General features: G+C 33.9%; 18 protein-coding genes and 2 pseudogenes. 10 read left to right on the top strand and 10 right to left on the bottom strand.

Annotation, left to right across the window (positions count from 1 at the left end; translation table 11 throughout):
- Window positions 1-11: 11 nt before the first annotated feature.
- Window positions 12-578, top strand: a pseudogene (locus tag AD998_10320) (hypothetical protein).
- A 112-nt stretch (window positions 579-690) separates the two neighbouring features.
- The gene (locus AD998_10315) at window positions 691-1,446 is read left to right on the top strand and encodes a hypothetical protein (protein KOY86486.1); all 756 of its coding nucleotides are present in this window, start codon (window positions 691-693) and stop codon (window positions 1,444-1,446) included.
- Between the two features lie 60 nt (window positions 1,447-1,506).
- Here AD998_10315 and AD998_10310 read toward each other — a convergent pair whose 3' ends face one another.
- The gene (locus AD998_10310; protein ID KOY88145.1) at window positions 1,507-4,413 is read right to left on the bottom strand and encodes a glycine dehydrogenase; all 2,907 of its coding nucleotides are present in this window, start codon (window positions 4,411-4,413) and stop codon (window positions 1,507-1,509) included.
- A gap of 69 nt (window positions 4,414-4,482) precedes the next feature.
- Window positions 4,483-5,391, bottom strand: coding sequence for a 1,4-dihydroxy-2-naphthoate octaprenyltransferase (locus tag AD998_10305; protein KOY86485.1), 909 nt, complete (start codon window positions 5,389-5,391; stop codon window positions 4,483-4,485).
- Between the two features lie 259 nt (window positions 5,392-5,650).
- On the opposite strand from AD998_10305, the gene AD998_10300 reads away from it, so the two are divergent.
- On the top strand, window positions 5,651-6,202 hold the full coding sequence (locus tag AD998_10300) for a translation initiation factor IF-3 (protein KOY86484.1): 552 nt from the start codon (window positions 5,651-5,653) through the stop codon (window positions 6,200-6,202).
- Between the two features lie 33 nt (window positions 6,203-6,235).
- Here the strand turns inward: AD998_10300 and AD998_10295 are convergent, their stop codons facing one another.
- On the bottom strand, window positions 6,236-6,553 hold the full coding sequence (locus AD998_10295; GenBank protein KOY86483.1) for a thioredoxin: 318 nt from the start codon (window positions 6,551-6,553) through the stop codon (window positions 6,236-6,238).
- A gap of 193 nt (window positions 6,554-6,746) precedes the next feature.
- Here AD998_10295 and AD998_10290 point away from each other — a divergent pair, with 193 nt between their 5' ends.
- Window positions 6,747-7,496, top strand: coding sequence for a phosphonate ABC transporter ATP-binding protein (locus AD998_10290; GenBank protein ID KOY86482.1), 750 nt, complete (start codon window positions 6,747-6,749; stop codon window positions 7,494-7,496).
- Here AD998_10290 and AD998_10285 read toward each other — a convergent pair.
- A complete protein-coding gene (locus AD998_10285; GenBank protein KOY86481.1) occupies window positions 7,493-8,524 on the bottom strand; it encodes an o-succinylbenzoate synthase in 1,032 nt (343 codons plus the stop codon). The two genes, AD998_10290 and AD998_10285, sit on opposite strands and share 4 nt — an antisense overlap.
- A gap of 126 nt (window positions 8,525-8,650) precedes the next feature.
- Here AD998_10285 and AD998_10280 point away from each other — a divergent pair, with 126 nt between their 5' ends.
- From AD998_10280 to AD998_10270, 3 genes are read left to right on the top strand one after another with little or no spacing between them, the layout of a single operon-like run.
- Window positions 8,651-9,508: a hypothetical protein gene (locus AD998_10280; GenBank protein ID KOY86480.1), complete on the top strand. Its 858-nt coding sequence runs from the start codon at window positions 8,651-8,653 to the stop codon at window positions 9,506-9,508.
- Between the two features lie 5 nt (window positions 9,509-9,513).
- Window positions 9,514-10,482 carry a delta-aminolevulinic acid dehydratase gene (locus AD998_10275; GenBank protein ID KOY86479.1) on the top strand — a complete coding sequence of 323 codons (969 nt, stop codon included), beginning with the start codon at window positions 9,514-9,516 and terminating at the stop codon, window positions 10,480-10,482.
- A complete protein-coding gene (locus tag AD998_10270; protein KOY86478.1) occupies window positions 10,479-11,447 on the top strand; it encodes a hypothetical protein in 969 nt (322 codons plus the stop codon). Before AD998_10275 ends, AD998_10270 begins: the two co-directional genes overlap by 4 nt.
- A gap of 77 nt (window positions 11,448-11,524) precedes the next feature.
- Here AD998_10270 and AD998_10265 read toward each other — a convergent pair whose 3' ends face one another.
- From AD998_10265 to AD998_10255, 3 genes are all read right to left on the bottom strand, one after another.
- Window positions 11,525-13,777, bottom strand: coding sequence for an ATP-dependent DNA helicase (locus AD998_10265; protein KOY86477.1), 2,253 nt, complete (start codon window positions 13,775-13,777; stop codon window positions 11,525-11,527).
- Between the two features lie 121 nt (window positions 13,778-13,898).
- On the bottom strand, window positions 13,899-14,627 hold the full coding sequence (locus AD998_10260) for a glycosyl transferase (GenBank protein ID KOY86476.1): 729 nt from the start codon (window positions 14,625-14,627) through the stop codon (window positions 13,899-13,901).
- A gap of 3 nt (window positions 14,628-14,630) precedes the next feature.
- The gene (locus tag AD998_10255) at window positions 14,631-16,331 is read right to left on the bottom strand and encodes a hypothetical protein (GenBank protein ID KOY86475.1); all 1,701 of its coding nucleotides are present in this window, start codon (window positions 16,329-16,331) and stop codon (window positions 14,631-14,633) included.
- A gap of 99 nt (window positions 16,332-16,430) precedes the next feature.
- Here AD998_10255 and AD998_10250 point away from each other — a divergent pair, with 99 nt between their 5' ends.
- Both AD998_10250 and AD998_10245 read left to right on the top strand, forming a co-directional pair.
- The gene (locus AD998_10250) at window positions 16,431-17,705 is read left to right on the top strand and encodes an adenylosuccinate synthetase (protein ID KOY86474.1); all 1,275 of its coding nucleotides are present in this window, start codon (window positions 16,431-16,433) and stop codon (window positions 17,703-17,705) included.
- A 143-nt stretch (window positions 17,706-17,848) separates the two neighbouring features.
- Window positions 17,849-19,984, top strand: a complete 2,136-nt coding sequence (locus AD998_10245) for a hypothetical protein (GenBank protein KOY86473.1) — start codon at window positions 17,849-17,851, stop codon at window positions 19,982-19,984.
- Window positions 19,985-20,054: 70 nt separating this feature from the next.
- Here AD998_10245 and AD998_10240 read toward each other — a convergent pair whose 3' ends face one another.
- Entirely contained in the window at window positions 20,055-21,287 is a 1,233-nt protein-coding gene (locus AD998_10240) for a 3,4-dihydroxy-2-butanone 4-phosphate synthase (GenBank protein ID KOY88144.1), read from the bottom strand.
- A gap of 86 nt (window positions 21,288-21,373) precedes the next feature.
- Between AD998_10240 and AD998_10235 the strand changes: the two genes are divergently transcribed.
- Window positions 21,374-21,670 carry an antibiotic biosynthesis monooxygenase gene (locus AD998_10235; protein KOY86472.1) on the top strand — a complete coding sequence of 99 codons (297 nt, stop codon included), beginning with the start codon at window positions 21,374-21,376 and terminating at the stop codon, window positions 21,668-21,670.
- Window positions 21,671-22,728: 1,058 nt separating this feature from the next.
- Here the strand turns inward: AD998_10235 and AD998_10230 are convergent.
- Window positions 22,729-23,679 (bottom strand): annotated as a pseudogene (locus tag AD998_10230) (hypothetical protein).
- 330 nt (window positions 23,680-24,009) lie between these two features.
- Window positions 24,010-25,725, bottom strand: coding sequence for a hypothetical protein (locus AD998_10225; protein ID KOY86471.1), 1,716 nt, complete (start codon window positions 25,723-25,725; stop codon window positions 24,010-24,012).
- Window positions 25,726-25,736 lie beyond the last annotated feature (11 nt).

Here is a 25,736-nt window from a genome sequence, read left to right as displayed (position 1 = left end):
CACTATAATTCATGTACAAACTTCTTATTTTCATATCATTGTGTTTTTCATTTTCACTCAAGGCTCAAAACAATTGGGAAAAACTAAATGAACAAGCTTTACAAGCTTACAGAGCTGGTAATTTTACAGATGCCCTTAGTGTTTATGAGCAGGCATTAAAGCAGGCTGAAAAAGAGTTTGGTAAAACAGATGAAAAATATGCTAAAACAAGCAATTCCTTAGCTTATCTGTATTGCAAACAACAACAATTCCCCAAAGCAGAAGCCCTTTACAAAGAAGCCAGAACCCTTGCCGAGAAAAAATCAGGAAAGGAAAGCAGAGAATATGCCCTAATGTGCAACAAATTAGCTGTTGATGTTTATTATGTTCAAAAACAATATACAAAAGCTGAGCCTTTACTTGTAGAAGTAAAAAATATCCAAGAAAAGCTCTTGGGTAAGGAACACCCCGATTATGCAATAGCAACAAGTAGTCTTGCTATTAATCTCTACGAACAGAAAAAATTTAAAGAGGCTGAACCTTTATTTTTGAGTGCAAAAAACATTTTAGAGAAAATTTATGGCAAAAAACACTCTGAATATCTCCTTGTTTGTAATTATCTTATAAACTTATATAGCCTCCAAAACAAAACAGTTCTTGCCAATTTGCTTATAAAAGAAGTTGAAGAAGCTCAAAAATAGAATTGAATCTATGGAAAATCAAAACGAAAAAGTAATTTTTAAAATAGACAATGAACTTACATATTTTAAATTAGTGGCTCTTTTAGAGGCTAATAAAATATGGTATATAGCTCGTCGAGTAGAAAATAATTTATATCCTTCTTTAAATTTTGTTGGAATATATGGAGAAATAACCGTTTTAGAGCAGGACAGTGAGAAAGTAGAAAGTTTTTTAGAAAAAAAAGAATATTCTGACTCAGAATTGAGTAGTGAAATAACTGAAAATAATTGTACAAACACAGAAATCGACAAAGCTCCAAAAGCAAAGAAAAATCGTACTCAAACATTTTTAGTTATTTATGCTATTGTTATGACTCTTGTGGCTCTTCGCTATTGGTATGCTAATAAAAACTATCAAGAAGATAAAAATTATACTTATCACTGGAATATAGACGCCACAGCTTTAAAGACTGTTCTAAAAAAATCATCAGATGTTACTACCATTTCTTATGATAGAAATTACGATTTGAATTTTGAAAAAAGTGTTGGCTATGTCAAAGGATATAAAAGTAGTGAAACTTTTGACTCAAATGAAAATGGTATTATAGAAAGGATGAATCTTTTTAATAATAAAGGAGATTTAGTTGGTTATAGTATTAATGTAGATGAAGATTTTTCCTTTGAACAATCTTGTATAATTTTAGAAAATAAAGATACTTTGTATCTTTTAGATAAAGATAGAAATTGTATGTTTGAAGAACTAAAAGTAGTCTCAGGCAAAAAATGAAATAAATAAAAAGTCTCTAAAAATTAATTTTTAGAGACTTTTATCATTTTAATCAAATTACTAAGCAGTTGCACCTGCTGTTTTTTCTTCTTGAGCGTATGCCTCTACAGGAATACAGCTACAAATCAGATTTCTATCACCGTAAGCACTATCAATACGGCTTACAGCAGGCCAGAACTTGGTTTTCTTCACGTATGCAAGCGGGAATACAGCTTTTTCACGAGTGTAAGGCAACGTCCAGTTTTCTGCAAGAGCTATTTGAGCTGTATGAGGTGCATTTTTAAGCACATTTACTTTTTGGTCATATTTACCCTGCTCAATTTCTCTGATTTCATTTCTAATTTCAATCATGGCATCACAGAAACGGTCTAATTCTGCTTTGCTTTCACTTTCTGTAGGTTCTACCATGAGTGTACCTGCCACAGGGAAAGAAAGTGTAGGAGCATGGAAACCATAATCCATCAAACGTTTTGCAATATCTTCTGCTTCAACACCAAACGCTTTGAAGGGTCTGCAATCTAAAATCATTTCGTGAGCTGCTCTGCCATTTTTTCCAGAGTACAATACAGGATAATGACCTGCCAAACGTTCTTTGATGTAGTTAGCATTCAAAATAGCCATTTGTGTAGCTCTTGTCAAGCCTGCTCCTCCCATCATAGCAATATAGGTATAAGAAATCGCTAAAATGCTTGAGCTACCAAAAGGTGCAGCCGAAACAGCCGACATATTATTATCTAAAAATTTCACAACACTATGGTTTGCCATAAATGGAGCCAAATGAGCCTTCATACAGATAGGTCCCATACCAGGTCCACCACCACCGTGAGGAATACAGAATGTTTTATGTAAATTCAAGTGACAAACATCAGCACCAATGTTACCAGGTGAAGTAAGCCCTACCTGAGCATTCATGTTTGCACCATCCATATATACTTGTCCACCATAACTGTGTATCAAAGCACATATTTCTTGGATAGATTCTTCAAACACACCATGTGTTGAGGGATACGTAACCATCAAACAAGAAAGACTATCTTTGTATTGCTCTGCTTTTGCTTTTAAATCAGCTACATCAATATTTCCGTTTTCATCTGTTTTGGTAACTACCACATGCATACCAGCCATGACAGCCGAAGCAGGGTTCGTTCCATGAGCCGAAGCAGGAATCAGAGCTATGTTTCTGTGTCCTTCTCCTCTACTTTCGTGGTAAGCACGAATCACCATCAGACCAGCATACTCTCCTTGAGCTCCTGAATTGGGTTGCATCGAAACAGCATCAAAACCAGTAATTTCAGCAAGCCAAGTAGAAAGAGAGTCTATCATTTCTTTATAGCCTAAAGCCTGATATTGAGGTACAAAAGGATGTATTTTACCCATTTCAGCCCAAGTAACAGGAATCATTTCGGCAGTAGCATTGAGTTTCATGGTACAGCTACCCAAAGAAATCATAGAATGTACCAATGATAAATCTTTGTTTTCAAGCTGTTTCATGTATCTAAGCATTTCATGCTCAGTATGATACGTATTGAAAACAGGATGAGTCATGTAAGATGACTTTCTCACTAAGTTTTCGGGCAGGCTCAAGCTAATATTTTGACTTTCTTGCTCTACATCAAAACTTAAATTTGTATTTTTTGCTTCTGCTAAAATTTGTAAAACAACTTTAATATCTGCTATTGTCGTAGTTTCGTCTAAAGCAACAGATATTGAATTTTCATTTTCAAAATAACGGAAGTTTACTTCTTTGGCTTCAGCTATTTTCTGGATAGCCGTTTTATCAGTTACAGCTATTTTAAGTGTATCAAAATGGTTTTGGTTTTGAACTGTGTAGCCAAGGCTTGTTAATCCTTTTTTCAAGAGTTCAGCCAATCCATAAACTTTTTGTGCAATTTGTTGCAAACCTTCTGCTCCATGATATACACCATACATACCAGCCATTACAGAAAGTAATACTTGGGCTGTACAGATATTGGAAGTTGCTTTTTCACGACGAATATGTTGCTCACGAGTCTGGAGAGCCATTCTGTACGCTTTATTTCCATGAGCATCAATAGAAACACCAATAATACGGCCAGGTATATGGCGTTTGTATTCTTCTTTTGTAGCGAAAAATGCAGCATGAGGTCCACCATAACCCATAGGTACACCAAAACGCTGAGAGCTACCTATCACCACATCAGCACCCATTTCACCTGGTGATTTCAAGATTGTAAGAGCCAGTAAATCGGAAGCTACAGCTACAAATACGTTTTGTTCTTTGGCTGTTGCTATAAAATCAGTGTAATCGTACACATCTCCATTTTGAGCAGGATATTGTACAAAAACAGCATACAAATCTTTACGAGTTAAATCTACTTTGTTATGGTCACCCACCTCAATATTGATACCCACAGGAATCGCTCTTGTTTTGAGTACATCAATGGTTTGTGGGAATAATTCTTGTGATACAAAAATAGTATGGGCATCTTTCTTTTCAGCTTTTTTCTGAGCATAAAGCATGTTCATGGCTTCTGCTGCTGCTGTTGCCTCATCCAAAAGAGACGCATTGGCAATTTCCATACCTGTAAGGTCAATCACCATTGTTTGGTAATTGATAAGAGCCTCCAAACGACCTTGAGCAATTTCTGCCTGATAAGGTGTGTAGGCTGTGTACCAAGCTGGATTTTCTAATATATTGCGTAGAATAACATTGGGTGTAAAAGTATCGTAATAACCCATTCCGATATAAGATTTGAAAACCTTATTTTTTTGAGCTATTTTTTTGAAATTTTGTAAAAACTCGTGTTCGCCTTGTGGCTCTGTTACTTTCAAGGGCGATTTGAGGCGGATAGAAGCCGGTACGGTTTGTTCAATGAGTTCGTCTAACGATTTCACTCCTACAGTAGCCAACATTTCTTGGAAATCTTTTCCAAAATATCCGTGATGACGGTTTTCAAATTTTTCGGATTGTGTGAGGTTGATTTTCATTGGATTTTTACGAAATGCTTTGATGTTTTCTAAAATTGGACGCAAAGTTAATTAAAAATATTTTGGGTTTCAAGACCGAAGCCAGATTCCTAAACCAAAGGTAATGACATATAAAAGAGCTGTTAAAGCCATTTGTTTTAAAAAAGGATCTAAAGCTAATCCTTTTAGTTTTTTTACAGCCCATGCATTACGAATTAGCAAAGGTATTGTTAGTAAAAAGGCATATTGATACCACTCTTGAAAATGCTTCATAGCATACAATAGTGTAAATAAAATGGAAGTTCCTAAGATAAAATAATGATATAAAACAGCTTTTTCTCTTCCTAAACGAACAGGAATAGAGTTTTTTCCAGCTTTTTTGTCTGATTCAATATCTCTGATATTATTTACATTGAGTACAGCCACCGAGAACAGTCCACACGAAGTTGCAGGCAGAAGCAGATCCCACTCAAAAGTATGTGTATGCAAGAAAAAGGAGCCTATCACACCTACCCAACCAAAAAACAACAAAACAGATAAATCACCTAAGCCCATATAACCATAAGGGCGTTTGCCCACAGTATAGGCAATGGCTGCCACAATAGCCAACAAGCCTATTCCTAAAAAGCTAAGGAAATATTGCCAAGAATTTTCTGTTTGAGTGTAAAAAAATGCCATATACAAAAGGCTTATCCCTGAGATGAAACTCAAAGCAATAAATATAAATATTGCTTTTTTCATCGTAGATTTTGAGATTTCTCCAGTCTGTACTGTTCGGGTAGGCCCTTCTCTTTCCATGCTATCCACACCACTGACAGAGTCGCCATAGTCGTTTGCGATGTTAGAAAGAATTTGCAGGAAAATCGTCGTAAGAATGCTCAAGAGAAATACAAAAATATTAAATTTTTGGTACATAGTCGCTAAAATAGCACCCATACCAATACTGGTAAGAGCTAAGGGAAGCGTTCTGAGGCGAAAGGCTTTGAGCCAAGCTTTCATACAAAATAAAATTTCTGCAAAATTACAGGTATTTTTTCTTTTCACAAAACCTTTGATTAGAAAAAGGTAATAACAAGTAAGAAAAAAGACTTTCTCCTTATCCTTTTTTTCTTTCTCATTTCTGTAAAACTTGAGCTAATCATTCCCATCATCAAAAAATATTCTACTATTTATTTAATTTTTCTTGTTAATATATTGCCATTTGCATCTTTTTTGTACATATTTGCAATTATAATTTCAACTAAAAAAGGAGGTCATTATTAATCCAAGAACACCCTTTCGGAAGGGCAAAGAAGAGGAGCTATTCCGAATAAACGAAAAAATCAGAGTTTCGCAAGTTCGTTTGGTAGGCGAAAACGTAGAAGTAGGTGTCTATGACATCAAAGATGCACTAAGTATTGCACAAGAGCAAGGCTTGGATTTGGTGGAAATCAATGCAAAATCTGACCCACCTATTTGTAGAATTGTGGATTATTCCAAATTTAAGTATGAGCATAAGAAGAAGCAGAAAGAAATGAAGGCAAAGGCTCAGAAGACAATTGTGAAAGAAATTAGATTTGGACCTAACACTGATGACCACGATTTCAACTTCAAGCTCAAACATGCTGAAAGTTTTCTTAAAGAAGGTTCAAAAGTAAGAGCTTATGTACAATTTGTTGGTAGAACGATTGTTTTTAAAGAACGTGGAGAGCAGATTTTGAAGAAATTCATTGAGCAACTCGCAGATTTTGGCAAACCCGAACACGCCCTGCAAATGGAAGGCAAAAAGATGATTGTAATTATCGCCCCTGTTGTAAAAGGCAAAAAATAGATACAATAAAAAAGAGGCTGAAAGCCTCTTTTTTTATACTTCTAACATTTTTGCTAATGTTGCTTTAGGAACAACTCCTACTTGTTTGTTGATCATCTCTCCACCCTTAAATACAAGCAAGGTTGGGATGCTTCTTACACCAAACTGAGCCGTAACGTTGGGGTTCAAATCTACATTCAATTTACCTACAATTGCTTTACCCTCCATTTCTTCAGCCAATTCTTCAACAGTTGGACCAAGCATCAAACAAGGACCACACCATTCAGCCCAAAAATCTACAAGTACAGGCACATCAGAGTTGATAATGTCTTGAAAGTTTGCATCTGTGATTTCTACAGTTTTTTTACCCATGATTTTAATTTTTTATATAATAGAACTTTTATTTTGAACAAAAAACATTTCTCAAAAAAATAAAACTCATTTTTGAGGCTTTTGTTTATTCTTTTATTAATACATTTTCAACAAAAAGAAAGTTCCAAAGTAGAATCGTTTTTTGTTTGTTTGAGGAAATAAACCTATTTTTGAGCATTAGTTACAGAAAGCTATGATAGAAATTAAAAATGTATGTAAATCGTTTGAAGGAAGAACGATTTTAGATAATATCAATGGTGCATTTGAAAAAGGGAAATGTAGCCTTATTATTGGTGGTAGTGGAACAGGAAAAAGTGTACTTTTAAAATGTATTGTAGGACTCATTCATCCCGAACAAGGCTCTGTTTTGTTTGATGGTAGAGATTTTACTGATGGCGATAATGAAACCAAACGAGATATTCGTCAGGAAATAGGAATGCTCTTTCAAGGTTCTGCCCTTTTCGACTCCAAAACCGTAGAAGAAAATGTAATTTTTCCTTTACACATGCTTACCAACATGAGTAAAAGCGAAAAAGAAGATAGAGTAGCATTTTGTTTGAAACGTGTTGGGCTTGATCATGCAGCCAAACGCATGCCTTCAGAAATTTCGGGTGGTATGAAAAAACGTGTAGGTATTGCAAGAGCTATTGTTCTCAATTCCAAGTATTTATTCTGTGACGAACCCAACTCTGGTCTAGACCCTCTCACAGCAATCAAAATTGATGAACTTATCCAAGAAATTACAGAAGAATACCAAACCACCACAGTAGTCGTTACCCACGATATGAACTCTGTAATGGGTATTGGCGATTATATCATGTTCTTATACAAAGGTTTAAAAGTTTGGGAAGGTACAAAGCATAACATTTTAGATACAGAAGTTCCTTCGTTACAAGAATTCCTATTCTGCTCTCAATTGGTAAGGGATTTGAAGAAGAATTAAACCTTTCCCCAACCAAATGTTTTATCATATTTTAAAAGGCCTTTATCCACTACCAATGGGCTTGGAATGTTGTTGGTGTAGAGTTGCCCTGTTCCAAGCCCCTGATGCCCTTTGTAAGCCAAATGGCTTGTCCATTGGGCAATAGCATTGAGTCCGATATTACCTTCTAGAGCTGAAGTAACCCACCAATTTATCTGCTGTTTTTCAGCCAATTCAATCCATTCTTCACTCTTCTGAAAGCCACCAAGCAAAGCAGGTTTCAAAATAATATAAGGAGGTTTGAGAGTTTCTAAGAGTTTCTTTTTTTCATTATAATCTTGAATACCAATTAATTCTTCATCTAAAGCAATGGGGACAGGCGAATGTTCACACAAATATGCCATTTGTTCGTATTGCGTGGGTTGTATGGGTTGCTCAATAGAATGTAGCTGAAAATCAGATAGTTTTTTGAGTTTTTCCAAAGCTGTTTCTGGGCTAAAAGCACCATTGGCATCTACCCTTAGAATCATATCTTTTTCTGAAAACTCTTTTCGGATGAAACGTAAAATTTCGAGTTCCTCTTCAAAATTGATTGCTCCAATCTTCATTTTGAGACAATTGAAACCAGATTTCACTTTTTCTGCAATTTGTGAAAGCATATGCTCTTTATTTCCCATCCATATCAGCCCATTGATAGGAATAAAATGTGTCCCTTCCGTAAATTTTGTAGGATAAATAATTTTATTACCTCCATTTTCAAGGTCTTTTTGAGCTGTTTCAAGGGCAAAACGAACTGAAGGAAATTTGTTTAGTAAGTGTTCATCTATTTCGTTTTCCTGATATTGTTTTAAGATAATTTCCAATTTTTCTTTAAAGTCTTCTCTGTCATCTATACTCAAGCCTTTGAGTACATTCACCTCTCCTATACCTGTATTTCCTTGTTTATCAACTATTTTAATAAAATAATTCTTTTTTTGCGTAAGGACTCCTCTTGAGGTACCTGCCTCAAATTTGAAATCAAATGTATAAGGTGTATAGGTGATTTGCATAATTTGTGTAAAGTTTTAGCCTCAAAATCCGTTTTTTTGAAAAAACTTTGTATTTTTGGAGGCATTTTTCTGTAAAAATATTGCAAAGAATTAGATTTTCAACCATTTATATTAACAAAAAAACAAATGAGTAGTTGGTTTATTAGACAAGAAAAAGGTATCCAGACTCCTACATCACAAAAGAAAGAATCTCCTGATGGATTATGGTACAAATGCCCTTCGTGTAAAAAAGTAATGCTTACTCGAGAACTTCAAGAAAATTTTTATACTTGCCTTAATTGTGGACACCACGAACGCATTGGTTCTGAAGAGTATTTTGAAGTTTTATTTGATAACAACGAATTCACTGAGCTTGATGCTACAATGAGTTCTGCTGACCCTCTCAAATTCTTCGATACCAAAGACTATCCCAGTCGTGTTAAAGATTCTCAAAAGAAAACAAACCTCAAAGATGCTGTACGTACTGCTCATGGCAAAATGAATGGTGTAGAAATTGTTGTGGCTTGTATGGATTTTAGTTTCATTGGTGGCTCAATGGGTTCTGTGGTAGGCGAAAAAATCTCAAGAGCTATTGACCATGCTTTAGCCAATAAATTACCCTTCCTGATGATTTCTCGTTCAGGTGGAGCTCGTATGATGGAAGCTGGCTTTTCACTTATGCAAATGGCTAAAACTTCTGCTAAATTAGCTCTTTTGGATAAAGCTGGTGTACCTTATGTTTCGTTGCTCACTGACCCTACAACGGGTGGTGTAACAGCCTCTTATGCTATGCTTGGAGACTTCAATATTGCTGAACCAGGTGCTTTGATTGGCTTTGCAGGACCAAGAGTTATCAGAGAAACCATTGGTAGAGATTTGCCTTCTGGTTTCCAAACTTCTGAATTTGTATTGGAACATGGATTTTTGGATTTCATTGTGCATCGCAAAGACCTTAAAGACCAATTGACTTCATTATTTAATATGATTGCAAATAATAAGCAATAAAAAATATGTTTTTATCTCGTCGCCCTCGTAGAAACCGTAAAAATGAGGTAATTCGTAACCTTACACAAGAAACTTGGCTATCTAAAAATGATTTTATATTTCCTGTGTTTTTGTGTGAGGGTACAAATAAAAAAGTTGAAATCCCATCAATGCCCAATATCTACCGATTTTCGTTGGATACACTTTTGGATGAAATTAATGAATGTAGAAATTTGGGTATCAAGGCTTTTGCTCCCTTCCCTCAGATAGAAGAAAGCCTGAAAGATAGTGTTGGTACAGAGAGTTACAATGAAAATGGCTTGTATTTAAAAGCTATCAGAGAAATCAAAAAGAATTTTCCTGATGTTATGCTTTTTACAGACATTGCCCTTGACCCTTACAGTTCTGACGGACATGATGGCATAGTACGCAATGGCGAAATTTTAAATGATGAAACGCTTGAGGCTTTAGGAAAAATGGCTTTGGCTCAAGCTCAGGCAGGTACAGATTGCATTGCCCCCTCAGATATGATGGATGGGCGTGTAGGTTATCTTAGGAATACTTTAGATGCCAATGGATATACCAATGTTTCTATTTTAGCCTATACAGCCAAATATGCAAGTGCTTTTTATGGCCCTTTCAGAGATGCGTTAGAGTCTGCTCCTAAATTTGGAGATAAGAAAACCTATCAAATGAACCCTGCAAATTATAAGGAAGCTCTTTTAGAGGCATCTTTAGACTACGAAGAGGGTGCTGATATGCTTATGGTAAAGCCTGCTCTTCCTTATTTGGATGTAATTCGTTTACTTAAAGATAATTTTGATATTCCAATCGCTGCATACAACGTAAGTGGCGAATATGCCATGCTCAAAGCTGCTATTGCCAACGGCTGGCTTGGTGAAAAAGCTATTTTAGAAGCTCTTTTGAGTATTAAGAGAGCCGGTGCAGATATTATTCTTTCTTATTTTGCCAAAGAAATCGCCAAAATATTATGATTTTAAATTACTCCAAAAGATATTTTTTGTCTATTTTTTTAGTTTTTTTCTGTTATCAAACAACTAAAGCTCAAGATTTTAGATATAATCTCTACAACTATAATGCTTTTGGAGTAAATCCTGCTCTTGCAGGTATGCAAAAAGAAGCAAGTGTAAGCTTTCATAGTAGAAAACAAGCTGTTGCCTCTGGATTAAGTCATAAAACCATTATGCTTTCTGCATTATATCCAATTATGAACAATGGAGAGCATTATGGTACAATTGGCATAAATGTTTATAGAGATAGACAAAATTATTTTGGAAAAGTACAAGCCTTCGATTTATTAGCAGCCTTTAATGTGCCAGTTTATAAAGCAAAACAAATTTCTTTGGCTTTGGGAATACAAGGAGGTTCAAGAGAAAAAGAAGATAATCTTTTGGGAACAAATTATGTATTGGGCTGGTCTGGTGGAACTATGGTTTACCAAAATTATCAAGATAATTCTTACAGACAACGTTGGTTTATAGGTGTTTCGGGTTCAAATTGGTTAAAAAATGAACGCTATTTAGAAAATTATCTATTTTCAGAAAAACCTCGTACTACACTCATCGCAGGTTTTGAAGCTTGGAAAAACAAGAAATATGCTCTTATTCCAAATGTAAGAAGTATCATTCAAAATGGAGTAGATTTTACCAATTATGGGATAAGTTTGAGAAGGTTTTTCTCAGATAATTCAGGGACACTTTTTAGGTATGGCTCTTGGGGCGTTAGTGGCTGGTATGCTCATAATCAAGCTTATACATTAGCTTTAGATATGAATAGTCCTACCTTTACAATGGGATTTTCGTACAGCTTTGCTTCTCAAAATCATTTGTTTAAGTACAAAAATGCCAATGAGTTTATCGTTACCCTCAAAAAGCCTATTGGAAAGATAAAAATTGATGACAAACCCATCATCAATGATAGCGAACAAAGTATTCCTTAAATATAAACTCTCCAAAAGTTTATAACTTTTGGAGAGTTTATCAAGTCTTGTATCTTGATTCTCTTGTCTAAAATTTCTTAGTCGTGTACTTTTAATTTGGCAAAGCTGAGTAACAAGAGTTTTTCGCCTGCTTCCTCAAAATTGATACGAGCTTTTCGGTCTTTATCTTCTCCCTGAACCTCTAATACCAATCCATAACCAAACTTTAAATGTTCTACCTTCATTCCTGCTGAGAGGTATGTTGTATCACTTGCTTTGAAGTCTGGAGATGGTTTATAAGTTGCTTTCTTTACGACTGTCTGTTGAGTAGTGTTGTTACTTTTTATCAGGTTTTTAAGTCCCAACTCCTCACCTACTCCAAAACTACTTTTTAGGCTAGCACTTTTTTGTTTAATGCAACGAGGGTCTATTTCATCTAAGAATCTACTCGGTTCACAATCTTTGATTCGTCCAAAACGATAACGTGAAGATGCATAACTCAGTGTTAATTTCTTTTCTGCCCTTGTAATCGCTACATAAAACAATCTACGTTCTTCTTCCAATTCCGAACGACTACCAATCATCATCTGCGAAGGAAATAAATCTTCTTCCATACCCACCACAAACACATTTTTAAACTCTAAGCCTTTGGCAGAGTGAATAGTCATGAGTGTAACCGTATCTTTCACATCTTCGCCTTCTTCTGCTGTTTCGTCAAGCGTAGTCAATAAAGACACTTCTTGCAAGAAAGCTCCTATATTTTTATCTGTATTTTCGGGATTATCTACAAATTCTTTGATAGCATTGAGCAATTCTTGTACGTTTTCGTAACGAGCAAGCCCTTCAATAGATTTATCTTCATACAATTCTTTCAGTAAACCAGAGTTTTTAGCTATTTCAAGAGCTGCATCATAAGCATTTTTCTGATTTGCTGCAATCTCGAAGGTTTTGATAAGCATTGCAAAATTATCTAAAGCAATAGCTGCTCTACCTCCAATATATTTCATAGCATTGCTCAAAACATCCCAAATAGCAATTTTTTGCTCATCTGCAATTACTACCACTTTGGCGATAGTCGTATCACCTATACCACGTTTGGGCAAATTAATAATACGTTTAAATGCTTCTTCGTCATTATGATTGATAGTAAAACGCAAATAGGCTATCAAATCTTTAATTTCTCGGCGTTGATAGAATGAAAGTCCTCCAACTACCTGATAACGAATTCCCATTCTACGCAAAGCCTCTTCAAAAGAACGAGATTGGGCGTTGGTTCTGTATAAAATAGCAAAATCAGCATTTTTATATTTGAACTGCATTTTATCTTCAAAGATAGATTGGGCTATCATTCTACCCTCTTCTGCATCAGAAGTAGCTTTTACAAGCTCTATCAAATCACCAGATTCGTTGCTTGTCCAAACATTCTTTTTCAGTTGGGCTTGGTTTTTAGAGATAACAGAATTGGCTGCTTGTACAATCGTTTTTGTGGAACGGTAATTTTGTTCCAAACGAATGGTTTTGAGTGTGGGATAATCTCTTTCAAAGTTTAAGATATTCTGAATATCAGCCCCTCTGAAAGCATAAATACTTTGTGCATCATCTCCCACCACAGCAATATTCTGATATACAGATGCCAATTTTCTTGTAATAAGGTATTGAGAAATATTGGTATCCTGAAACTCATCTACCATCACATACTTAAATTTGTGTTGGTATTTGTTAAGAACATCCAAGTGATCTCTGAAAAGTACATTGGTATTGAATAGCAAATCATCAAAATCCATTGCATTGGCTTTAAAAAGCCTTTCTTGATAGATTTGATAGATTCTACCTATTTCTGGTCTCTGATAACTCTCATCATCAGCTCTGTAAATGGGATTGCTTGTATATTCTTTATGGGAAACCAATCTATTCTTAGCCCCTGAAATTCTGCTATATACTGTAGATGCCTTGTAGAGTTTATCATCAAGATTCAACTCTTTTACAATACTTTTAATCAACGATTTGGTGTCTTCCGTATCATAAATACTAAAATCTCTGGTATAGCCTATTTTATCACCTTCAATGCGTAGTATTTTGGCAAAAATAGAGTGGAAAGTTCCCATCCAAATGTTTTTAGCATCTTCTCCGATCACCTTTTCAATACGTTCACGCATTTCATTGGCGGCTTTGTTAGTAAAAGTAAGAGCTAAAATATTGTAAGGATCAACCCCATGATAAATAAGATGTGCTATTCTGTAAGTAAGTACACGTGTTTTCCCTGAGCCAGCCCCTGCAATAATCATCAATGGTCCATCTGTAAAGATAACTGCCTGTCTTTGGGGCTCGTTCAAACCTTCTAAGTAATCCATAAACTATTAACCTGTTGTCGAGTAAATCTATAATTTTGGTTAGCAATTTACGATTTTTTGAAGGAAAAATCAAGCAATAGTAATAATTTAAAGAAATAGTCTATTACCTGATTTTTTCATTTTATTTTTTCGACCACAAATTGTATTTCAAAATGCAATAAATAGCTCTGAAACCATCTTTCCAATTGATATGCTTGCCCTCTGCATACGTTCTTCCATAATAAGAGATTCCTACTTCGTAAATTCTAATATTAGGAACCCTTGCAATTTTAGCTGTTACTTCTGGTTCAAACCCAAATCTATTCTCTCTCAATTTTATTTTTTTGATAGTTTCTGAGTTGAAGAGTTTATAACAAGTTTCCATATCTGTCAAATTCAGATTGGTAAACATATTTGAAAGAAAAGTCAGGAATTTATTTCCAATTGTATGCCAAAAGAAAAGAATACGGTGCGGATTGCCTCCCATAAATCTACTGCCAAACACAACATCAGCAAAACCATCTATAACAGGCTGTAAAAGTATATTATACTCTTTGGGGTCATATTCCAAATCTGCGTCTTGTATAATCAAATATTCACCAGTGGCTTTTTCAATACCTGTATGTAAAGCAGCCCCTTTGCCTTTATTTACTTCGTGTTTGAAATATTGAATATTCAATTCAGGATTTTGAGCTTGATAATGACTAATAGCTTCCTCTGTATTATCTTTGGAGCAATCATTTACTATAATTACCTCTTTTTGAATATTATTTACTAATTCTACAGCTTTTATCTTATCCAAGATTCTGTGAATAGTTTTTCCCTCATTATATGCAGGAATAATAATAGATAGTTTTTGAATGGTTATCATTTTTTATTTTAAAATAAATCCCTTACTTAAATCATTTTCTTTTCTGAGTAAAACTCTACCTTTCACCAATTCTGTATCAGGGGTACAAGGCAGTTTTGCATCAAAACACTGATCTGTTTGTAATGGTATGTAAATATTTTCTTTTAATTGTATCCCTGTAGATGGTATTGTAGGGAAATCAACATGCGAGAATATCCCCCAAATATCATTCAAAGTTAAAGCTGGTATGATATATATAATACCAACGACCACAATTATCACTTTAACATAGTTTATATTTTTTATTTTTTGTATAAACAGTGATATAGATAATATGCCTATAAATATGATATATATTGCTCCAAATCTAAAATCTGGTGCAGTAAAGAACCAAAAAACAATTCCTAATATGTTAGAGAGTAAAATTGGAATAATACTTCCATACATTCTCAAAAATCTATTTTTTAATCTTATTAATTCATAGCACAAAAATAATATAAGTATGAAGAATCCCATGATTATTACAGGATAAAATATTTTTAACCAAGCTTCTTGTTTATGATACCAATAAATAATGAGTTCTTTAAAGGTCAGTTTGTTATATACTTCTATTGCTCCACCTGTTTTCGCCCATGTTTTTGTTTCATAAGCAAAACTTTCTACTATATGTTTAGGAACAGCCCAATCTAGAACACCTATTTGTAAAAAACTAACAGGAAACAGAATACAACCTGATAAAATAATATTGGAAATCAACCACGGAATTATTGATATAAATGCTACTGCTAATAACAATAATAGTAATTTATACATTTTTTTCATCCATAACCATATAACTGCATATAAAACTAATCCTGTTATAGCGATATTGGCTATTTTTATTGAAAAACAGTATGTAGAAAAAATAACAATCAAAAATAAATAGAATGGATACTCAGCATTTGTTTTTTCATAACTTTCTATAAATAAAATAAAAGTAGTAGCCACAAAGATAAATGAAGCCCAATCAGGGCTAATTGTATTAATAAAAATCCCATTGTGTGCAGAAAAAAAATAAGGATTGGGATATATCAAGGATACAAAAGCAAAAATTTTTAATAAAGCTATTAATGTATATTTTTTAGAAAACAACTGAATAATGCCTGTCCAACAATATGCACCAAATATCAAAAATAAAAAGCCATTCAAGTCATTAAAAAAGTTTTTACTAAGAAAAGGATAATCAAACAATGTTGCCAGATTATGCCAGTTGCTATTAAATCCTAACCTCAAGTGCAGATTTGCTAAACCAGGTACAAAACCATAGTTTTGAATCCAACGAACATGCTGAATATAATAAAGCCCTTCATCATAATGAGATGTGGGATAAAAGCAGCGAACACAAACAAAAATAAATATATATCCATAAAGTAAATAGAATATCTTTTCTAGCCATGTAGTGTTTAAATTCTTTATGTTCAGAGTAATATTTCTGGTTTTCCATAAAATAAAAAATATAATACATGCCAATATTTCTATAATACCTTGAGTAAATATATTAATAGGAGCAAATACAGCTATTATATCTGTTAAGAAATTGAGTACAACAAATCCTAACATTATAATGACTGGTTTAGCTATAATAATATTGGTTTTTGTTATTTTTTTTAACCCTAAGTAAAAAAGTTCCCCAAAAGTATAAGTTAAAAATAAAGCATTTAACCAATTCAATAATATATATATCATTAATCTATATATGATTTTAAAGGCAAATATAGAATAGAATTTCTTTATCTTCTTTTTTTTTTCTACTCTTGCAAAAGTTTTTCAAAACATATTTCAATCATGCAAGCAGATATACTTTTAGGTTTACAATGGGGTGACGAGGGCAAAGGCAAAGTAGTTGATTTCTTAGCTCCTCATTATCAAGTAGTAGCACGTTTTCAGGGTGGTCCCAATGCAGGACACACACTTGAGTTTGATGGTGCTAAATATGTGTTACATCAAATTCCCTCTGGCATTTTCCATCCAGAAAGTATGAATGTCATTGGTAATGGCGTGGTGCTTGATGTAATTGTTTTTCGTAAGGAAATCAATGCTTTAAACAGAAATATTGATGATATTCGTAAAAACTTGCTTATTTCTAAAAAAACTCAACTTATCATCCCAACTCACAGAGTCTTGGATGCAGCTTCTGAAGCTTCCAAAGGCAAAGATAAAATAGGCTCTACTCTCAAAGGCATTGGACCTGCCTACATGGATAAAATTGGCAGAAATGGTTTGCGTGTGGGTGATATTCTACAAGCAGATTTTCAAGAAAAGTACAATAGACTACTTCAAAAACACATGAATCTGCTCAAACAATACAATTATACAGATTACGATTTGCCTGCTTTAGAAAAAGACTTTTTTGAAGCAATTGAATTTATCAAAACATTTGAACTTGCAGATACCGAATATTTTGTAAATGAAGCTCTTGCATCAGGAAAAACCCTGCTGGCTGAAGGAGCTCAAGGTTCTCTTTTAGATATTGATTTTGGTTCTTATCCATTTGTAACCAGTTCAAATACCTCTGCCGCAGGTGCTTCAACTGGTTTAGGGCTTGCTCCCAATAAAATAGGGAAAGTAATGGGTATTTTCAAGGCTTACTGCACTCGTGTAGGCAGTGGTCCCTTCCCTACGGAGCAAGATAATGAACTTGGAGAGCAAATTCGTAAAGAAGGACGTGAATTTGGAGCAACTACAGGCAGACCACGTCGTTGTGGCTGGCTCGATTTACCAGCTTTACGCTATGCTATCATGATTAGTGGTGTAACTGAACTTTTTATGATGAAAGCAGATGTTCTAAGTATTTTGGATGAAGTAAAAGTTTGTACTCATTATAAACTCTCTGATGGTACAATTACAGATAAAATGCCTTATTGCTTGATTTCTGAACCTGTTACTCCTATTTATCAAACATTTAAAGGTTGGAAAACTGATTTAACTGCTAAACGCAATGTTCAAGATTTACCCCAAACATTTATAGAATACATCGAATTTGTTGAAAAGACTTTGGGTGTTCCTATTACACTTGTTTCTGTAGGACCAGATAGGACACAAACTATTTTGAGAAAATAATTTCTTTTCAAGAAGTAATTCTATAAAATTCAAAATACTGTTCTATTTAAAACTTATTATATAAAAATTTGCTTTTTAGCTGTTTTTATACTTATTTTGCAACCTGATTTTAAAAAATTTAAAACAAACATTTAATTAGTAAAATGGCACTTTTAGGTAAGATTCGCGAAAAATCTGCGGGCGTAGTTGTTACAGTTATCGCTATTGGACTTATTCTTTTTGTAATTGGTAGTGATTTTTTCACACAGTTCACCAGAGGTGGTGAAGCAAAAGTAATAGGTAAATTTAATGGCAAAGAAATTACTACAGAAGATTTAAAAACTGAAATAGCTGATATTCAAAGAGATATAGCTTCAAGAAATCAAAATGCAACAGAATCTCAAATAATTGCCTATGCTTTTCAAGTATATGTTAATAAACATATGACTCAAGCTGAATACGAAAAAGTAGGGATAACAGTTAGCGAAGAAGAAATAAAAGCTATGTTAGGAGAAAAAGATTCTATGTTTATTCATCCAAGCATATCAGGTGAACCTACATTTCAAGATTCAACTACAAAAAAATTCAGTAAAAGTCGCTTAAAAGAATATATAAAGTCTCTTAAAACTAATCCAGTAGCTAAATCTAATTGGGATAATTTTATTAAGCAAAATCTTGTACAAGGTAGAATGCAACAAAAATACAATGCTTTGCTTACACAAACTACTTATGTTACAAAAGCAGAAGCTAAAAGAGATTATGAAAATCAAAATAGTAAAGTTTCAGCTAAATTTTTACATATTCCCTTCAGTAGCATTGTAGATAGCACAGTAAAAGTTACAGATGCTGAACTAACGGCTTATTTGAAAGAAAACAAAAAACGTTTCAAAGCTGAAGAATCTCGTTCATTAGAATACGTTATTTTTAGTGTTGCTCCTTCTAAAGAAGACAGTACAGAGTTTGCTGAAGAATTAAGAAAATTGAGCAAAGAATTAGCTTTGGCTAAAAACGATTCAGTCTTTGCTTTATCAAAATCAAGAGGTACAGAAAGAAACTTTAGCTATCGTAGTCCTAAAGATATTCCTGATGGAGTTTATTCTGAAGATAGACCTTTACTTAAAGGTGCTGTTGTAGGCCCTTTCTTAAATAAAAACAGTTACATGATTGTAAAAGTATCTGATATTAAAGAAGATAGTACTTATTTTGCTCGTGCTAAAAACCTTTTAATTCAAGTACCAAGAGGTGCTGCCCCTGCTGTAAAAGATAGCTTACGCAAAGTAGCTAATAACCTTTTAGAGCAAATTAAGAAGGGTGAAGCTAATTTTGAGAAAAAAGCTGGTGAAATCAATACTGATGCAACCAAAAATACAGGTGGTGATTTAGGTTGGTTTGATGAGAAAACGATGGTTCCTCAGTTTGGAAAAGCTGTATTTGGAGCAACAGACAAAGGTATCGTGGGCAGTGTGGTAGAAACAGATTATGGTTTTCATATCATCAAGGTTACAGAAACTAAAACCAATAAAAAATATAAATTAGCTGTTGTAGAGCGTCCTATTATCGCTACACAAGAAACAACTGATGATGTAAGTTTCAAAGCTCAAGAGTTTTTATTAGGTATCAAATCTTATGATGATTTCAATAAAAAAGTAAAAAACAATCCTGCTCTTATCAAGAAAATAGCTAAAAAGGTTTCTCCTAATGCTCAATCTGTTGAAGGCATTACAGCTAATGCAAAACCTCTTGTTTCTTGGGCATTCAATGATGCAAAAGTAGGTGAAGTTCCTCAACAACCTATTCGTATTGCAGAACAAGGTTTATTTGTAATTCCTATTCTTACAGCAAAAAGTGAAAAAGATGAAGCTGATTTAGAATATTTCCGTGAGGTTTTGACTAACGAAGTTCGTAATATGAAGAAGAGAGATATGATTTTAGCAAAAGTGAAGGCTGCTGGAAATGTAAATTTAGATGAAATTGCTAAAAAATATGGTGCTGGAGCAGTAGCTTCTGAAGCTAAAGATATTACTTTGCAAAACCCTGTTTTGGGCAATGCAGGCTTCACTCCTACAGGTGTTGGTAAAGCATTTGGCACGAAAAAAGGAAAGAAAACTGGTGCTTTTTCAGATGAAAATGGTGTGATGATTGTAGAAGTTACAGAACAAACACCAGCTGCACAAATTGCTGACTATACTCAATACAAAAACACTTTACTTACAAGTCAAAAACAAAATGCAACAAGCTTCTCTTACCAAGCTTTGCAAGAGTTGTATAGAGTACAAGACATGACTTATCGTTTGAACTAATTAAATTGTTTAAATAATAAAAAAGCGAAATCTAATTGAGATTTCGCTTTTTTTACGTCTTTATCTGTGTTTAATCTTTTAAAATATTGTGTCCCATCTTATCTCTTTTAGTTTCTAAATATTTCTGATTATGTGGATTGGGAGTAATTTCAATAGGAACTGTATCTACTATTTCCAAACCGTAACCCACAAGTCCTGCCCTTTTTTTAGGATTATTAGAAATCAATTTTATTTTTTTTACGCCTAAATCTCTCAGTATTTGAGCTCCTATACCATAATCTCTTGTATCCATTTTGAATCCTAGTGCTTCGTTAGCCTGTACAGTATCCAAACCCTGTTCTTGTAGTTTATAAGCCTTTAATTTATTGACAAGTCCAATACCTCTACCCTCTTGATTCATATATAGGACAATACCTTTACCTGCTTCTTCTACCATTTTCATAGCTGTGTGGAGTTGTGGTCCACAATCACAACGACAAGAGCCAAAAATATCACCTGTTACACACGAAGAGTGTACACGTACCAATATAGGTTCATTTTCTTCCCAAGTACCTTTTACAAGGGCTAGATGAATTTCTTCAGTATTGACTTGTCTATATGCAACCAAATCAAAATCTCCCCAAGTAGTAGGCATTTCTACTCCTATTTCACAACGAATAAGACTTTCATTTTGTAGTCTGTATGCAATCAAATCTTCAATAGAAATGAGTTTTAAACCAAATTTATCTGCTATTTGTCTAAGCTCAGGAAGTCTTGCCATAGTACCATCTTCATTCATCACTTCTATGAGTACACCAGCAGGCTGAAAACCTGCCAAGCGAGCCAAATCCACAGTAGCTTCTGTATGCCCTGTTCTCCTTAGAACACCTCCTTTTCTAGCCTTTAATGGATTGATATGCCCAGGTCTGCCTAAATCTTCTGGTTTTGTTTGTGGATTCACAAGAGCTTTGATGGTTCTTGCTCTATCCTGAGCCGAAATACCTGTTGTATTTCCATGCCCCAATAAATCTACCGTTACTGTAAAGGCTGTTTTGTTGGGATCTGTATTTTGCCCCACCATCATATCCAATTTAAGTTCATCACAACGTTCTTCAGTGAGAGCTACACACAAGTAGCCTCTTGCCTCTTTCACCATGAAATTCACGATTTCAGGGGTAATAGTTTCTGCAGTACATATAAAATCTCCCTCATTCTCTCTATTTTCATCATCTACTACTATAATTACTTCACCTTTTTTAAGAGCTTCAAGAGCTTCTTCAATGGTATCAAGATGTATTGAACTAGCTGGTTGTTTATTTTCCATAAATAAAAGATAAGGTATTCCAAAAAATAATTTTCTTTGCAAAGAAAACGATTTTTTTTGGTAATTGGTTTATAAACTTAGTGTCTATGATTGTACGTATTGTCAGAATGTTTTTTCAGAAAGATAAAACAGATGATTTTTTAGAAATTTTTGAACAAAGTAAGCACCTTATTCGCAATTTTGAAGGCTGTAAACATTTAGAGTTGCTCTGTGATGCTGATAACAAACACATTTTTTGTACATACAGCCATTGGGAAAGCCCTGAGCATTTAGAGAATTACAGAAAATCAGATTTATTTCAATCCACTTGGGCTAAAACAAAAATATTGTTTAATGATAAGCCCATTGCTTTTTCTTTAGAACAACACACATTTGTACAATAAAAAAAGGTGCTAATTTTAGCACCTTTTTTATTGATATAGAATTCTTATTTCTGAACTAATAATTTCTTTCTTTCTGTTGTACCTTTATCTGTAGTGATATTGATAATATACAAGCCTTTTTCAAAACGGCTCAAATCTACTGATAATTCGTTGTTGCCTTCTACATTAGCTGTAAATACTGTTCTTCCTGCCATATCATAGATTTGTACGCTATTAGAGCCCTCAGCACCTGAAAGTTTGATATTAGCTACTGTATTTGCAGGGTTTGGATAAATTTCTACTCCAAAAGTATTTTCTAATTGAGCGTTGATATCTTCTCTTGCTGTTGCAGTAACATTAATTGTATAATCTTCTACTTCTCCATAAGTAAATGTTGTACAAGAACTTTGACTTGCATCACTCATAGATACTCTCATACGAGTTTGCCCTAAAGCTGCTGTACTTGGTACAGTAAATGTTGAACTTAGTGTTGCACTGCTTGATGATGTTCTATTTACAACTGTTTCACCAGCATCTAAGAAATCTCCATCTCTGTTCCAGTCAATATACACTTTCCAGTATTCTGTATAAGCAGTTGAAGAGAAAGCAGCACTATAAGAAATGGTTTGTGATGTTCCTCTTACTAAATTTGTAGAAAGTCCTGTATTCAAATATCCATTTGTTTCTCTTGCAGATGTACGATTGATACTTCCTAATGATACTAAGTCAATCCACTCATAAGTATTGTTTGTACCTCTTGAAGCACAATAAGTTGGAGTTGTAGTTCCAGAGCTTGTAAAGGTAACACTTGAAGAATATGCACTTGAAGAACCTGAACAATTTGTTCTGATTTGCCATTCGTAATTGGTTGAAGCTGTTAAGCTTGATACAGCCAAAGAAGTACCTGTTCTTCCTAGGAAGTCTGTCCAAGTAGTCGCTCCAACAGTTCTAATTCTTACATCATAAGAAGCTGCACCAGAAACAGTACCCCAATTCAATGTTGCACCTGAAGAAGTAATTGAAGAAGTTGTTAAGCTTGCAGGAGTAGCACAAGTTGGAGGAGGTGTTGTACCACTTACAAAGCCAGAACGTCCACCACCAGTTTCAAAAGTTGCTCTCATACGGTCTTTTTGTCCTGATGAGAACATATACATACAACGGTCATCAGTGTAGTCCATATAGTTCATCCACATATCACTTGTATTTCCACAAGTAGGTTTAGGAAATGTTGGACAACCACCATTAGAAGTTTGTTGTGTAGGAGTATCTGTAACAAAGTCATTACCACAATTTGCATCACCCCAAATATGACGAAGGTTTAACCAGTGACCTACTTCGTGTGTTGCTGTACGACCTTTATCAAAAGGAGCAGACAAATAAAAGCCTGTACCTTTGCTGGAAGAACCAAAATATTGAGGAGAAATTACAACCCCATCAGTAGAAGTGCTACCACCAGGGAATTGAGCATATCCTAAAATACCTCCACCAATATTACATACCCATATATTGAGGTAACGAGTCGCATCCCAAGGGGCTACTCCACCTTGAGAAGTTGATTTCATGGCATCAGCAGTACCCCAAGAAGCTCTTGTAGATGATTTTCTTGTAATACCTGTTGTAGCTGTACCTGTTGGGCTTGTTGTAGCTAAGAAAAATTCAACTTCTGTATCAACAGCCAATGGAGCAAACAAAGATGGAACTTGGCTTACATCTCCATTAGTTTTTCTAAAATCTTCATTTAAAACAGCGATTTGTGATTGAATTTGAGCATCACTGATGTTTTCAGCAGCAACAGATGTATTATAAATTACGTGAACTACCACGGGAATTCTCACAACACCAGTAACACGCTGATTTGCTCTATTCTGAATAAAACTTTCTGTATTACGCTCTATTTGATTCATTCTTTGTTCTAATTGGTGGTCGTGTTGCTTGTTATGCTCCAAAACCTCCATACTGTGGCAAGAACGTTGTGCGTAGGTCGCACCAGCCATAAATGCTGCAAAGCCGAGGGCTATAAATTTTTTCATAAGAAATGATTTAAAAGAATGTTGTTTTATTAAGCATTGCAAATAAAATGTAACATTTTGTAATTTCCAAAAAAAATAATTTAAAATTTTGTTTTTTCAGCAAAAACATATTTAAAAAATTGTCAAAAATCAAAGCACCAAATAATATTTCAAAATTATGATATATTTTATACAATTACCTGTTTATCAGATTTTTAATGCATAAAAACATAAATAACTCAAAAATATATTTTAAGGATATGACATAAAAAAAAGACTTTTTATCTATAAAAAAGTCTTGAAAAGAAAATAAAATCTACATGTAATATTTCTATATTTTTTTAATTTTTATCAAAAAATATAAGGCAGTTTTATAGTGAATATACTACCCTTTTTCACTTCACTTTCTACATAAATAAAACCTTGCAATTGTTCAACTGCTTTTTTAACAATATACAGCCCTAAACCATTGCCTTGTGATAAGATATGACCTCTAAAAAACAATTGAAATATTTGTTGGTGATATTCTTGGGCAATTCCTATTCCATTGTCTTCTGCTTTTATAAAAATATGCTCATTCTGTTTGTAAATAGATAATTTTACAAAACTATCTCCCTGTGAATGACTGAATATCAGTCCATTTTCAATTAAATTTGACAAAATACCTTTTACAGCCTCTGTTTGAGATATATAATGAAGATTGGGTTCTATGGAAACTTCAAAACAAATTTCCTTTTTTACAATAAGTCTCTCCAAGTCATTTTGAATAAGACTTATCATTTCCTCAAAATTAATTTTTTCTAATATAGGTTGTCTGACCGTAATAGCACTCAAGCTAATTAATTTACGGAGCATGGCATCCATTCCCATCACTGTTTCGTTGATATATACAAACAATTGTATCATTTCAGAGCTGGGTTCATGCATTTTACCCAATTCCAACAAACCCAAAATATTTGTTAGTGGGCGACGCAAATCATGGGCAGCATGATAAAAAAACGTATCTAATTCTTCATTAAGAGCTGTCAATTGAGCATTACTTAATTGCAAATTTTGGGTTCTTTGTTCTACTATTTTTTCAAGATTCTCATTCGTTTCTTGGATATCATTATTTGCTTTTTGAAGTTGTTGATTCTTCTCGTAAACCTCTTTATTAAGCTTAGAGAGATACTCATTTGCTTCTCGAAGCATATTTTCAGAACGTTTTCTTTGAAGTGCTTGATAAGTTAGAGAAATAAATGCTCCTATACTCAAAGCAAAAAATATTTCATGTGGACTCCAAACTTTTGGAATTTTATTCTCAAAGCAAATTACTCCAGCTAATTTACCATTCAAAAAAAAGGGAACATCTAGCAAAGCATAGACATTCATAGGTTTAAAATAACGTTCTGTTAGCTCGTAGGTGGCTGCATTTGTTCTAGCATTATTGGCTACAATGATCTGACCACTTGCCAGTTTTTCAAAATAATGAGGATGATCTTTAGCCCAAAGAACACCTTCAGGTTTGCCCTCTATATGTAAATGCAGGTGCTTTTCAGTATCATACATTTCTATACATTGAATACTGTTGTTGTTATCTTGATATGCCCAAATGCTGATTTGATGAGCATGAACGATTTTATAAAGATTTTCACTAATGAGAGGAAGTGCTTCCTTCCAAATACCTTCAATAATAGATTTATGGTTTAATAAATACTTCAGAATATTTACTCCATCATAATTTTTTTGAATAAAATCCTTGATTCTTGTTTCTGCAATGGCATATTCTTTACTTTGAAGGGAAACTACTTGTCGTAAAAGTTCTATATTCCTGATTTGTGATACTTGTTTCTTGAAGTATTGATAAACATGATGAAGTTGAAATTTAAAAATCAATTGATTGTCATGTTCCTCTGAATCTATAATCTGCTTACTTAAACATTCTTCAAGAAGAAGTTCAATATTATCCCAATTTTTAAAACGCTTTATAAGTTCTATATCAAATACTTCACCCATTAAAGATGCCACTACCATCAGGTCATAACCATCAGGAGAGAGTTCTGTTTCATATTTAACAAACTCATCCATAAACTCAATAA

The organism is bacterium 336/3, from assembly GCA_001281695.1.
Classification (GTDB): Bacteria; Bacteroidota; Bacteroidia; order Cytophagales; family Thermonemataceae; genus Raineya.
Note: the sequence above shows the minus strand (reverse complement) of the source record. Positions and strands in the feature narration are given on the sequence as shown.